Genomic DNA, 14,019 nt, shown 5'->3' with positions numbered 1-14,019 from the left:
ATCATGTTACTATTTGGGTATATACTATTGCTTCAAAACAAAAAATTAAATGGAGCCTGTTATGAAGGTATGGATGAAAGCCTCTGCTCTTTTAACTATCGCGGGTTTAACAGCGTGTAGCGCATCACCGACGGGTCGCAACCAGATCCTGATGTTTTCAGATCAGGAAATGTCATCGCTTGGCGCTAAATCTTTCGAACAAATGAAGAAAGATATCCCAATCAGCAAAGATCGCAAAACGAATGCCTACGTTCAATGCGTTGCCAAACACATCACTGACACCATTCCCGCTCAATCTGGATTTAAAGACTGGGAAGTCGTTGTTTTTGATAGTGAACAAGTCAATGCGTTTGCTCTACCAGGTGGGAAGATCGGCGTGTATACCGGGCTTTTAGATGTCGCGAAAAACCAAGATCAGTTGGCAACAGTTATTGGTCACGAAGTCGCTCACGTCCTCGCTGACCACAGTAATGAACGTCTTTCACAAAGTCAGTTAGCAAATGCTGGGTTGTCTCTAGCAAACGTTGCCATTGGCGCTTCCGAGTACAAACAGTATCAACAAATGACGATGGCGGCACTTGGTGTCGGTGTTCAATACGGTGTTATCTTGCCATACGGTCGTACTCAGGAATCCGAGGCTGATATTGTCGGGCTGGAATTCATGGCAAAAGCAGGTTTCGACCCACGTCAAAGTGTCGATTTATGGAAAAATATGAGTGCTGCATCAGGTGGTTCTCAACCACCTGAATTCTTCTCAACCCACCCATCGCACAGTACGCGCATTAAAGATTTACAAGCAACCATAAATAAGCTGCCTGCGTATAACGCGAAAGCACCAAGATGTGGCTAATTCATTGCTACTATCGTCTACTACTTAAGCTTGCCAAATAAAAAAAAAGCTCCCTAGGGAGCTTTTAATGATTCTAATCAAGTGCCCAATATCTGTAGCGGCAAACTTAACAAACTATCTCCGAGAGTGGCAAAATACCAGATGATAGAAACAAAACCTCCGACAGAGACCAAGTACCAAGCCAGTGAAAATAGTTGCCCATAACGGGTTAATGGCAATAAATGGCTTTGATGTCGAGCTCTCCATTCCATCACCACTTCCAACATTCCCATTAACAATAAAAACCCTAGCAACGTCAGACCGAAATAGTAACTGATAAAAATGCCTAATAAAGCGGTCGCAATACTGCCAACTAACCCGACCCAAGTATTCATTGAGAAGGTAATACTTTTGAGCACATGGCCACCATCTAATGGTAAAATAGGCAGCAGATTAAATAGGTTTAGCAAGGCGTTAAACACAGCAAGCCCAGCGAAGATCACCTCACCAGTCATCCAATAAAGCAAAGTAAAAACAATACTAAGTACTAAACCGAAAAATGGTCCCATGATTGAGATAACCACATCCTGCCAGCGCGTGTTTATCTTTTCGTCACTTAGCGCCAAACCACCTAGGAATGGAATCAAATAGATTCCTTTGGTCTTCATTCCAAAATACTTCATCGCTCTAATGTGACCATATTCATGAAAAACCAAACAAGCGATCAACGCTAGCGCGAACTCGATGGAAAATAGCCAAGAATATGCAGCGAGACTTGCAGACGCTAACGCCACTTTAATAACTTTCGCACTTTTAAGTGCTTTCATCCCAAGAGATACGAGGCCTATTACACTTAAACGCTTTTCGGATGGTGGCGTAACTTCTGGCACTTGGCGCTCGATGTCTTTTTCATTTCGACAACCTTCATTGATGAGCTCACCGTTAATTGTGACCTTGTAACTCAATTCAAACGGTTGCCATGTTAAAGAACACTCTAAATGACAGTTCAGGATTTCCTCACCCGCAGAGAGCCTAAACTGGTGTAGACAAGTCTCTGCGGTATTGTCACTGGCATCGATTTGAGACACCAACGTATTATCCCAATATAACTGCTGCCACCCAGCCATCGATCCTTCGAGCCTTAGCGAACGACCTAAAAATTCAACATTCAGTAATTCCAATGCGGTTCCTATTGCGTCTATTGAATAACTACATAGCGAGCGCGAATTATGCCTGTGAAGTGAAGAAACAGCAAAGCGAGCTATCTCTTGATTTGATCGTTATTTAACTATAAAGCTCGCAAAACAATTCTGGTCGTACCATTCTCTTCAAAAATATAACGATAATACATGCCCTTACAAGCCATCGTTTGACCTATGCATCATATTTAAAACGCAAAATACGCTCAAACTTTGACAAGTTATTAAACATACAATTAACATTACATTTACATCACCGTTGTATTTCGCGTATTAACAATTGGTGTAAGTACCACACAACAATTACAAGGACTTCGGTCCAGCATTATGACACCCTAGGAGGGTCAAGGATGAACAAGAAGCACTGCTCTCTGCTTACAATTTCAATATTGTTTGCGTGTAATGCCCACTCAGCGGGCTTCCAGGTAGCTGAACATTCGGCATCTGGTCTTGGTCGAGCATTTTCAGGTGAAGGGGCTGTCGCAGATAATGCCAGCGTCCTTGCCCGTAACCCTGCAGCAATGACACTTTTCAAAGAAGCTCAATTTTCGGGCGCGTTATCTATCATCGACCCTGAAGTCGATGTGTACGACACTGTAAACAATGAACACGCGAAAGATGTCGCTCCTTTACAGATCGTGCCAGCAGGTTATTACATCAGCCCTATCAATGATAACTGGGCTTGGGGTATCGGTATGTTCACAACATACGGTGTTGCTACCGACTATCCAAATGATATTTCCGCAGGTGATATGGCGGGTGACACTTCCCTACTTTCAGTAAACATCAACCCTAATGTCGCTTACCGTATCAACGAGTCTTTCAGTGTCGGTGGTGGTATCAACCTCGTATACGCTGAAGCGGAGCTGACTCGTCACAAAGGCGCACTCGCCGGTATTTTAGGTGGTAATAAGTCCGATAACCTTGTCGGCATGGAAGGCGAAACTTTCGCTTGGGGTTGGAATGTCGGCGCTTTATTTGAGCTAAATGAAAACAACCGTTTTGGCTTTGGCTACCGCTCTAAGGTTGATCTAGATTTTGATGACGGTGAGTTTAGTAGTTACGACTCTGGTCGAGCTTCATCACCAAAAGTTGATGGCCGTTTAAAAATCTCTCTCCCTTCAATTATCGAATTATCGGCTTTCCATCAACTGAATGAACAATGGGCTGTACATTACGGCTGGCAACAAACCGACTGGAGCACATTTAAAGAACTAAAAGCGACCAGTAACGAATGTAATGACGGAGTATGTTTCTTTAAACCTGAGAAATATGAAGACAACAATCGCTACTCCATTGGTGCAACTTACATACTTAATACAGACTGGACATTCCGTGCAGGCTTTGCGTACGACGAACAAGCAGGTGAAGCGACATTGAGTATCCCTGACAGTGACCGTTTTTGGTACAGCGCGGGCCTAACTTACGCAATGAGTGAGAATTTAACTTTCGATGCAGGCTTTGCACTTGTTAAGAGTAAATCAGGCTCTTTCACTGAGACAAATGCTCTGGGTGAAGAGATTAAGTTTGACTCAGAAGGTACTGCTTACATCAGCGCGGTACAGATGAACTACACCTTCAAATAATGGGATTACGGAGTAAACCAATGAAACACACGTTTAAATTATCAATGCTTTGTTCTGCAATCCTTCTTGCTGGTTGTGGTGATGATACCTCCAGCTCTGGTACTTCCGACAAAGTTCAATTTGAAGATGAAGTCCAAGCATTGCTTGATCGCGAAACATCCATCAGTTTTACGCTTCAAGGAGCGAACGCAGATGTACCGGCACCGTCTTACTTATTAATGGACACAAGCGATGGTACGCTTGGTCTGCCAACTGATGGCGATGATGCTTTAACCAACCCTAGAGCCTCGATGAATACGATGGATGGATGGTCAACGTCTATGCCAATCGTTCTTAACTTCAACGGCGACGGTTTTGCAGCGGGCATGCTGTCGTCTGGTGTTAAAGTCATCAAGATTAACCAACGCTTAACCGAGTGGGACGGTAAATCTAACCCAATCGAAGAGGTACTCGTTCAGAATCAGGACTACGTAGTTCAAGCAAAAGGTAACTCTCTATACATCCAGTTCTTGGCTGCACTTGATGAGTCAAGCGAGTACATTTTTGCGGTCACACAAGATGTTACTGACGTAAATGGTGAGCCAATTGGTACATCTGCAAGCTATGCAACTGGTAAATCGAAAGAGATCGTTTATGAAACTGGCGACCTTGCTTCTGTTCAAGCAGTCACTCAGGCGGTTGAAGGAATTTTTGGTATTGCCAAAGTAAACCCTGCAGACATCGTTTATTCTTCATGGTTCAGCACCCAGTCAGTAGGTGATACGTTAGCGGCAGTCAAAGGAGTAACCGCTACTGGTTTTTCTACTGGCGCAAACACACTAAATACCGTTTACAAAAATGACTCAAACGAAGGTTCAGTTGACTTATCAACGGCCTACACAATAACGCTCGGTGAAACCCAAGACTTTAGCACTGCGCTAGACTCTGACGATGACTTTAGTAAATACATTAGCGATCTAGACGCAGCTAAAACGGCAATTAAAGGCCTTTACATGCAATCAGGTGCCGATGTAAGCGTGACACAAGGTGTGGTAAGACTGCCTCATTACCTGGAAAAAGGCGCAAGCTGGAACATGCAACCAATGGTATCTGCGATGCCAAGCCTAGCGAAGCTAATCGCAGCATTAGCGGATCCGAACGAGCAAGCAAACATGGTTCAGCAGCTATCAACAGGCGTTTTTGCAAATGATCCTGTTGATGTGACAAAGCTTGCTACAGATCCTACAGAGCAGCTAAAACTTGTTGGAGCTAAGCTTACTCTTACCGATGGTACCCAGCTTGATAGTGAGCGTATTATTACTCGCTACTCGCCTGTTCCCGTAGTGAAATCGGTTGAAGATGTCGAAGTACTGGTCTTCACACCTAAATCTGGCGTCGCGACAGACGTTGTGATTTATCAACACGGCATCACCTCAGCGAAAGAGAATGCGTACGCGTTCGCGTTCAATATGGTAAAAGCAGGTGTGGCAGTTATCGCTATTGACTTACCTATTCATGGTACGCGCAGCTTAGATGAACAACGTTCCGCAAATGCGAATGTACTGGCTTATCTAAATCTTTCCAACTTAGCCGTTGCGCGTGACAACCTACGTCAGAGTGTTCTGGATGTGTTAGGTTTGCGCGCTAGCTTGGTAGTATCTGCTCAAGGCGGTCTTTTAGCTGGAGGTCCTCTGCAAGGCTTCAACCCAATGACGGGTTCAAAAGTCAAAATGTTAGGTCATTCACTTGGCGGTATTGTAGCGACATCTGCCGTCGCAGCAGCAAACAATACATTGGGCAGCCCTACTGCGGATGCGCTGTACACCTTTAGTTCTGCATCAGTACAGAACTCTGGTGGACAAATTGGTAATTTGTTACTGGGTTCAGACAATTACGGCCCTCAGATCAAACATAACCTCGCTTATGCAGCATCAAAAGACTATGCGAATTACGCTGATGCATCATGTGCGGATCTAGAAGATAAAACATGTTACGAAGCATTTGAGGCTGCGGCAACGGAAGCTCAAGTAGCAGCGCTAGAAGCAGGTTTCTCACAATTTATCTATGCAGCACAGACTACACTAGACACTGTCGATCCGTTCACAAACGCTTCAGATTTAGTGGCATCTGGTTCGCTAACGACACCATTCTTTATGACAGAAGTGGATGGCGATAGCACGGTACCAAACAGCGTTCCAAATGCACCATTCGCGGGTACTGAACCGCTTGCTAATAAGCTAGGGTTGAAGACTGTGAACAGTACGGACACTACTGTGAATGCAACTGCGAGCTTTGTACAGTTTAATGCTACTGCATCGCACAGTACTTTTGCTTCGCCAAATGGCACTTTGTCTGATATTGATCATCATGTAGAGATGCAGATGGAAAACACTGACTTCTTAATGGATGACGCACTAACAGGTGTCACTAACACTTCTGTTTTGAAGTAATCGCAACACCCTTCCTACCAAAGCCCAGTTTCTACTGGGCTTTTTCATTTCAATTCTATTCAAACCCACTCATATTTCCTCTGCTATAGTTAAATCGATGTCTTTGCCTAACTCACTTGTTTAAAAGGAAAACTCTATGCGCGTATTGACTGTTATTGCCACTGTATTACTTCTTGCTGCATGCGGAAGTAGCCAATATCTGATGTCGACAAATGAAGGGAAAATTATTACCTCTTACGGTAAACCAGAATCTGAACGAGGAAACGGGTATGTACGAGTATGAAGACATGGATGGTAAAGAAATGAGTATTTCAAAAGAGCAAATTGTCCAGATTGTCGAACGTTAACGACAGGCCCTCTGTAAATTAGAGGGCTATGTTCTAGCCACCCTCTCTCTACATTTCCCTCTTTTAGGCTTGTAATCGTTGTAGAAATTGACACAACCAATTCATAATCCAAAACAATTAATAGTGTCTATTATACTTCCGTATTATTTATTTAGCGAATATTTTACATCTTCACCTTAATCAGGTTGGAGTATTGTAAAATCTATTCTTTAATTCGCTAACACCCTTTTATTTCTCAGGATAAAGTGGATAATACCGCCACAAAATAACATTACTAAGGTGAGTCCTTATGTCTATTGAAGCTACTCTGCTTGCGCGCTGCGAGTCAAAATGTGAACTGTGTTCTTCTGAATCTCAACTAACTGCATACGCTGTCCCACCTCACGGTAATGTGACGGTTGATACTGCCATCATGGTTTGTGATAAGTGTCTGGGTGAGATCGATGAGCCAAAAGACATTAACCACTGGCGTTGTCTAAACGAAAGCATGTGGAGCCAGGTTCCTGCTGTACAAGTGACTGCATGGCGCCAACTCACTCGCCTAAACACAGAAAGCTGGGCTCAAGATGCTCTTGACATGATGTACATGGAAGAAGAGCAAATGAACTGGGCAATGAAAGGGATGTCTGCTGACGATAAAACGGTTGACTGTAACGGCACTGAACTTAAGAAAGGTGACGATGTAACAGTAATTAAAGACCTACCAGTAAAAGGCACTAACCAAGTAATCAAACAAGGTACAGTGATTCGTGGTATTAGCCTTGGCGATGATCCAAAGCTAGTTTCGGGTAAGGCAAATGGTGGTCAGTCGATGTACGTGATCGCAGAATACTGCCGCAAGAAGTAATATCGCACTTCAGTCATGTCAAAACGGGGCACCAATGGTGCCCCGTTTTTCTATACAACACTTAATCTACTATCATGTCTACCCCCTCTAGAGTGTTTCTTTTCTAGGGCGTAGGTTGAGTAGGCATGTTTTACAAATAAAAAAATACCGGCTCATAGGCCGGTATTTCTTACACTATTTCAATATTAACGGTACATACCGATGTCTTTTTGAATATGTGCTGACAAGTCTTCTGCGTAGTAACTGCGTGGCGCAGTGTTATCTACAAATAGAATGTCCAGTAAGTGAGCAATCAGTCCTTTGAAGTTAACCGCGTAGGTTTTCTTATCCATAGAGGTTGGTAAAGCTACATTTGTCATTTGCATTGCTTGTGCCATGATTGCCTCTCTTTAAAAGCAGTAGTCTGTTTAGTTGGTTGTATATTAGTCAGTTTCTTATTGTTTAAGAAATGACAAATTTTACCCATTCAAATTAGAATTTCTAATAAAACAAACTCATTACAAAACTCAAAAATACAAATGAATAATAACGGCATAAATAATCACAATTGCTGTAATTACATTGAATAACTGAACATCACCTGCATAATCGCCCCTTAAGCAACAACATATATTTAACAATATTTTTCGTTATTTCTTTTGATTTTAGTGCTTACTTTATATTTTTTGATTAGTAATATTAACGCTAGTTTGACGCTTCGCTTTATTTTTTAGGAGTGATGCAACCACTGCCGATGTCATCACAACAACTAAAAATGTGAGAGACCATGCTGTCGGAATCTCATATTCTGTTCCAACCAATAGCATTTTTACCCCGATAAACATCATGATTACTGATAATGCTGGTTTTAAGTATACAAACTTGTCTAACATTGCTTGAAGAACAAAGTACAGCGATCGCAAACCCAATAATGCAAATACGTTCGCGGCTAAGACTAAAAATGGCTCTCGCGTTACCGCGAATATAGCTGGTATAGAATCCAACGCAAACATAACGTCCATTACTGCAATGACACCAACAACGATCAGCATCGGTGTTGCCACCCACTTACCAGCTTGCTTTAAGATTAAGTGATTTCCTTGGTAGTCATCTGTAACTGGCAATACCTTTCGAATCAACTGCTCCGGATATGGATTAACTTCTTCTGCTTCGTCTTTGTCACGAGCTAGCTTAACACCTGTCCAAATAAGGAAAGCAGCAAATAAGTACAATACCCAGTGATACTGTGCAAGTAACTGAGCACCAACCGCAATCATGACAGCGCGTAAAACTAGCGCACCTATCACCCCCCAAAGCAATGCTCTCGGACGCAAATGCTCCGGCACACTGTATTGTGCAAAGATGATGGCAAACACAAACAAGTTATCAACGCTTAACGACTTCTCTAGTAAGTAACCAGTTAAGAATGAAATCGTTGCTTTGTCGTTCGTATAAGCGCTATGTGGCGCGTAATAGTCCCAGAATAAATAAATAGAACCTGCAAAAACAAAGGCAAGCAAGAACCAAAAAACACTCCAAACGATGGCTTTTTTCATCGTGATAGCGCCACCACGTGTTTGATAGATATCAAGCGTAACAAGAACAAGGGTAAATAAACCAAAAGCACCATACATCGCTAATGATTCTTGAAGAGGCACCGATTGGCTCAATTGGGTGGTATTTTCGATAAGAGACATATTTCCTCCCATGGCGGAAGGACTTCGTTTGGTGACCTTCCGCATACAATAACAACCAACAGCCACATAACGATTATGTGCTGCTAGTCAATGAATGCGTTGGTCTCGTTGAAGTGTTGATGTGAATAAACCACGTAACACCTTTACTTACCGGATAAGCTGATGCTTAACGAGATGACGATAAGTAAACTTGCGCTAACTACTCCCCAAACGTCGACATAATAACGCCGAGCGTCAGGCTTTCCAACAAAAAAACCTTGTCTTATCGAAATAAAATTCTTATTAAAAATCAAGAAGCACTATAAAAAGAAAGAAATGGATTCAACCACCGCAACTATAGTAAACAGACAAAAAGCAGCAAATGGCTCAAGACAAACTCTTCATTGGTTAGAACCCTAACGGGGAAGATAGATACAAAAAAGGAGCATTACTGCTCCCTTTTGTAACATCCACATTCTTAGCAATTCAAAAGCCGCTTAGAGGCACAAAGTAGACCAGTGTTGACCAAATTGCGATCCAGGCAACCACGACTGCCGTATCTGCCCAATCTTTATTCCACATACTGCCATCCTCATCAACCCATGTAGTAAGTGGAGAGCAGCAAAATCAATACCAGTATCTATTATCGACGTCGCTTTGTGTAAAGTTTGTGACTTTGATTCAAACAGTTTGGCTCATCGGTCAGGAGTTCAATAAAACAATCAGCCATGGACAAACTGGTCACACGCCCTTCTCCTTTCATCTCCTGCAATGCGTCATATCCCTCTTTCCCTTTCATCGTATAGGCAGAAGAAGTCCCTCGATACCAAACATCATCTTGAACACCTACCCATTGTTTGCCATCAAAAATCACTAATGATTGAACTCTTTCACCTTTTGGGGCATCTGCGTGGTACTCGAAGTTTAAATTGTAAGTGTACGGATAACTGCCAGATCCAGTGCCTTCTACGCCATTGTTGAGTGCATTATTTATCGCGCCTTCAAGTGCACGGCGAATAGCGCTGCCTTTTACATCGTAAAAGCCGATAGGAACGGCAAAAGGCAACAGTCGTCCGGCAATGTCTGCCACTGTGATGTTGCCAGGGTTCAAAGAGGTTCGCACGCCACCCGCATTATGAATTGCAAATTGAACGTCATATCCACGTTTGTTTAAACAGTGCAGAAATGAGCGGGCAACGGAGGAAGCCAACTCACTCTCACCAAATTCATCGGGAATTCTCACATGACGCTTTTTGGTGTCAACACTAGCAATGACTTGTGACTGTAACTGCCTGACCTGAGGAATATACTTATCGCTCAGGATCGCTTGAGTTTCCGGGTGTTTCTTACAAACCACGACATTCGGTTGACCATGGATGAAGTCGCACGCGGTTTCGAATACACCTTGGTCGAGCTGTTGGTTTAGCGTCGAGTCCCAAAAAATACGTCGACCAAGCAACAGTTCATTTTGTCCACTCAACATCGTTGCTTTACCGTGTTCATCAAACTCAATGACGCAGTGCCCCATTGTCAAAGCATGGAAACCCGCTTGCACCACATAGGTATCATTAATTTTGATACCGTAGGGATCGTCTTGTCCTAACCCTATTGATGAAAAATCACCTTGCAACCGGTGGCTGTGTCCACCAACAATTATACCAATACCTGCGACTTGCTCAGCTAACTCTAAATCACCTTCATAACCTAAGTGGCTCAGAAGAATAATATTTTTTATACCTGATGAATGGATTTGTTTTACGGTCGCCTTGGCGGTTTCAATTGCTGAGTGAAAAGGCGTGTCTGCATCAGGGTTTGCGATGTCGCTCATTTTATCTATGGATAATCCGAAAATCGCGACCCGCTCACCATGGAATTCTTTAACAATGTATTGTGCGCTCTGTGTATCCGGTTGGTAACTATATACATCCTTGCAATCACTGATACGGTGAGGTTTTTTAAGTGATTCATTGGATAAATCCCAGTTGCCAGCAAGCAATGGGAACTGAGTACGTTGGCAAAACAATGCAACTGGCTCATTCCCCATATCTAATTCATGGTTACCTAACGCCATTGCATCAATCTTTAATGCGTTCAATAAGTCGGCATTGGCTTTGCCTTTAAATAGTGAGAAATACAGCGTGCCTTGGAAGCAATCTCCGGCGTGGAGGAACAACATCCCATGACCTTGGCGCTGAGCATCATCTCTTAACTGCTCGACTCTGGTTGCGATACGAGAAAAGCCGCCAGCACTGACATAGGGCTCTAGCGTGAGTTCATTGTTTATCTTAAGCTTTAACTGTAATGACGTTGGTTCAAAGTAGGAATGTGTGTCATTGATGTGTGCCAGTTTGATTCTCACTGGCTTATGATTGTTATTCATCTTCATCTTCTCTTTTTTCATTCCTTATAATAATAAGAAGTGAATCATGACAGAATCATGAATTTTATGAAACTGCGATTTAGGATTTCATGTTTAAGTGATCACGATGCTGTCCCCCGGCTTTGAAAGCAAGCTTCGCTTGTAACGGTCTCTATTCAGTAAGAGGCTCTCGTAATTTTGTGAACTGAGCTTAACTCAAAAATTCCGAATTCATATATGCTTAGGAGTAGCAAAATAACTCTCGATAATTCAAATAATTGCAAGGAGGATTGAGATGAGACTAGAACGCATCGAAATCTCCGGGTTTAGAGGCATCAAACGCCTTTCACTCTCTTTTGACGAACTCACCACGCTTATCGGTGAAAACACGTGGGGCAAATCATCATTACTCGATGCCCTTTCCATCGCATTACCTGCCAATGGCTCATTGTATCAATTCAAACTGAAAGATTTTCACGTTGACTACTCAATTTCTCATCCACAAACACAACACTTACAGATCATTGTTTGTTTTAAAGCACAGGATAAAAACGAAGTAAAAGCGGGACGCTACAGACGCATAAAGCCTACATGGTGCACCAACGAAGATGGTGAGCAAGTCATTTACTATCGTATTAGTGCGTCTCGCGATGAGCACGGCATTAATACAGAGTACGCGTTTTTGGGTCATAACGGCAAACCCAAAAAACTTCACCACTCAGAGAAACTCGCTATTGAGTTAATGACACTTCATCCTGTAATCCGACTACGTGACTCCCGACGCTTCCCAGATTTAAACCATGTCAACGGCGATGGTAAAAATGCTCGGATTGAAAAACGAATCAACAACACCTGTCGACGCTTATTGGCTATGCCTGGCCATGTGAATAAAGGTGAGATTCGTAGTAGCCTCGACTCAATGCAAACGCTTGTTGAACACTATTTCGCGTTCAGAAGTGTCAGTAAAGGCAACCCACGCAAACCTCGTGATGGTCTTTTCTATACAAGCCCTTCCTCTGATAAAGGCTTGAGTCAGTTCTTGAAAGAAACCAATGACAAACAAAGCCGCTTGCTTTTAATGGGGTTACTCAATGCCTATCTTCAAGCTAAGGGTCCCACCGATTTAAGGCGCTGTGCGAGACCAATACTGATCATTGAAGATCCAGAAGGACGACTGCATCCAACTCATCTAGCGAGAGCGTGGTCCTTATTGCAATTGTTGCCAATGCAAAAGATATTAACCACCAACAGTGGCACGTTACTCGGTTCTGTTCCACTGTATTCAATTCGACGTTTAATTCGGCTATCAGACAGAACCATCGCTAAGAGTTTAAACTCAACAAAGTTTGGTCGAGATGAGTTGCGCCGAATTGGTTTCCATATTCGTTTTCATCGTTCAGGAGCATTATTTGCACGGTGCTGGTTACTTGTTGAGGGCGAAACCGAAGTTTGGCTTTTTCATGAACTGGCTCGTCAATGCGGGTATGACTTGGCTGCCGAAGGGGTTCAAATCGTTGAGTTTGCTCAATCAGGTCTAAAATCACTCATCAAAGTAGCAAAAGAGTTTGGTATTGATTGGCATGTCGTTACCGATGGCGACCCAGCAGGGAAAAAGTACGCGCATGCAGTACGAGCACAGCTCGACCATGATCAGGAAAGGCATCGACTTACGGAGTTACCCGACCGAGACATCGAGCACTTTCTGTACAACAATGGTTTTGAACTTTTCTTTAAGGACATCATCAAAGTTCCTCATGACCACCCTATCCCTGCTAAAAAAGTCGTAAATCGTGTTTTGAAAAAACATGCAAAACCGGACTTAGCTTTGGCTATTGTTTCTCATTGTGAAGAGAAAGGCATGGAGTGTATTCCTGTTCTTCTGCGCTGGACACTTAAACGCGTTGTTACCATGGCCAACGGCAATACATGAGTTAGGCGTATTTTACACTCAGCGTATTGTCTTGTAATACAAAAAAAGCACACCAATTTGGTGTGCTTGTATCAAACATCATTAATTTTGATTAAGGGTATTGAGAGGGATAAAACTCAATACACAGTGGATACCAATAAGATCGGGGGTTCACTACTGTGCTTGCTCAGCAAGCGAAGAAGAAGTAGCGGTTGATTTCGTATGCAACCATAGCCCTGTCGCTTTCATTAGATAGCCAAACACACCACCTAGCAACAACGATGGAATGACAAGTTGCCAGTTTCCGTCAGCCGCAAATGTTGCGCATGAACCAATAAAAGTACCAGGGATGTACGCGAGCCAAGACTGTTTAGCTTGAATACACATGAAGAATGCCACAATAGCGGTAATCACATAGCCAATAATTTCCAACCCCACGTAAGTGGAACCGTGAATAATTACCATTGCCCAGAATACGCCTGTCATATTGGTGATTAAGCTGATGCCTAGTCCTTTCAATCCGCTCGTTGGCGCTGCAAAGTAGCTCGTGCAACCTAAAAAACCAGCCCAAGAAAGCAAACCTAAAGAGATGGCGATCCAACCCCATACGCCAGATAAAATTCCAGTAGTGATAGAAATAGCTAAAAGTGTCGTCATGGTAGTCATACCTACTCGGCTATTATCGTACCTATATGGTTCAATAACTGCCTTCATACATTGAAATCAAGGACACATGTTAGATACATCAGCTCAGCTTATCGGTGATATTGATCACAATAAGATATTATTATTTTCACAATTTACATTAAAAGTTTGACGCAACCGATAAATCAACAGATTTAGGGAATAAACCAACTCA

10 protein-coding genes and 1 pseudogene are annotated in these 14,019 nt (G+C 42.8%); 6 read left to right on the top strand and 5 right to left on the bottom strand.

What is annotated here, in order from left to right; translation table 11 throughout:
- Positions 1-61 precede the first annotated feature (61 nt).
- The gene (locus UQW94_RS01360) at positions 62-850 is read left to right on the top strand and encodes a M48 family metallopeptidase (protein WP_017634168.1); all 789 of its coding nucleotides are present in this window, start codon (positions 62-64) and stop codon (positions 848-850) included.
- 77 nt (positions 851-927) lie between these two features.
- On the opposite strand, the gene UQW94_RS01355 is transcribed toward UQW94_RS01360, so the two are convergent.
- Entirely contained in the window at positions 928-1,956 is a 1,029-nt protein-coding gene (locus UQW94_RS01355; protein WP_054575173.1) for a site-2 protease family protein, read from the bottom strand.
- Between the two features lie 422 nt (positions 1,957-2,378).
- On the opposite strand from UQW94_RS01355, the gene UQW94_RS01350 reads away from it, so the two are divergent.
- The 4 genes and pseudogenes from UQW94_RS01350 to UQW94_RS01335 all read left to right on the top strand — a co-directional run bounded on the left by UQW94_RS01350 (position 2,379) and on the right by UQW94_RS01335 (position 7,237).
- A complete protein-coding gene (locus UQW94_RS01350; RefSeq protein WP_005376347.1) occupies positions 2,379-3,614 on the top strand; it encodes an outer membrane protein transport protein in 1,236 nt (411 codons plus the stop codon).
- Positions 3,615-3,634: 20 nt separating this feature from the next.
- Entirely contained in the window at positions 3,635-6,043 is a 2,409-nt protein-coding gene (locus tag UQW94_RS01345; RefSeq protein ID WP_322141929.1) for a VolA/Pla-1 family phospholipase, read from the top strand.
- Between the two features lie 136 nt (positions 6,044-6,179).
- A pseudogene (locus tag UQW94_RS01340) lies at positions 6,180-6,390 on the top strand (YgdI/YgdR family lipoprotein).
- A 289-nt stretch (positions 6,391-6,679) separates the two neighbouring features.
- A complete protein-coding gene (locus UQW94_RS01335; protein WP_005376350.1) occupies positions 6,680-7,237 on the top strand; it encodes a PhnA domain-containing protein in 558 nt (185 codons plus the stop codon).
- 185 nt (positions 7,238-7,422) lie between these two features.
- Here the strand turns inward: UQW94_RS01335 and UQW94_RS01330 are convergent, their stop codons facing one another.
- The 3 genes from UQW94_RS01330 to UQW94_RS01320 all read right to left on the bottom strand — a co-directional run bounded on the left by UQW94_RS01330 (position 7,423) and on the right by UQW94_RS01320 (position 11,278).
- Complete coding sequence (locus UQW94_RS01330; RefSeq protein ID WP_005376351.1) at positions 7,423-7,614, bottom strand: hypothetical protein; 192 nt, start codon at positions 7,612-7,614, stop codon at positions 7,423-7,425.
- A gap of 279 nt (positions 7,615-7,893) precedes the next feature.
- Positions 7,894-8,913, bottom strand: a complete 1,020-nt coding sequence (locus UQW94_RS01325) for a TerC family protein (RefSeq protein ID WP_322141928.1) — start codon at positions 8,911-8,913, stop codon at positions 7,894-7,896.
- Positions 8,914-9,535: 622 nt separating this feature from the next.
- Positions 9,536-11,278, bottom strand: a complete 1,743-nt coding sequence (locus UQW94_RS01320; protein ID WP_005376363.1) for a bifunctional metallophosphatase/5'-nucleotidase — start codon at positions 11,276-11,278, stop codon at positions 9,536-9,538.
- Positions 11,279-11,546: 268 nt separating this feature from the next.
- On the opposite strand from UQW94_RS01320, the gene UQW94_RS01315 reads away from it, so the two are divergent.
- Positions 11,547-13,181 (top strand): ATP-dependent endonuclease, encoded by a 1,635-nt coding sequence (locus UQW94_RS01315; RefSeq protein WP_042520844.1) that lies wholly within the window; start codon positions 11,547-11,549, stop codon positions 13,179-13,181.
- A gap of 153 nt (positions 13,182-13,334) precedes the next feature.
- Here the strand turns inward: UQW94_RS01315 and UQW94_RS01310 are convergent, their stop codons facing one another.
- A complete protein-coding gene (locus UQW94_RS01310) occupies positions 13,335-13,817 on the bottom strand; it encodes a DUF1097 domain-containing protein (RefSeq protein WP_238952665.1) in 483 nt (160 codons plus the stop codon).
- Between the last annotated feature and the right edge of the window lie 202 nt (positions 13,818-14,019).

Source organism: Vibrio sp. PBL-C16 (assembly GCF_034321865.1).
Taxonomy (GTDB): domain Bacteria; phylum Pseudomonadota; class Gammaproteobacteria; order Enterobacterales; family Vibrionaceae; genus Vibrio; species Vibrio alginolyticus.
Note: the sequence above shows the minus strand (reverse complement) of the source record. Positions and strands in the feature narration are given on the sequence as shown.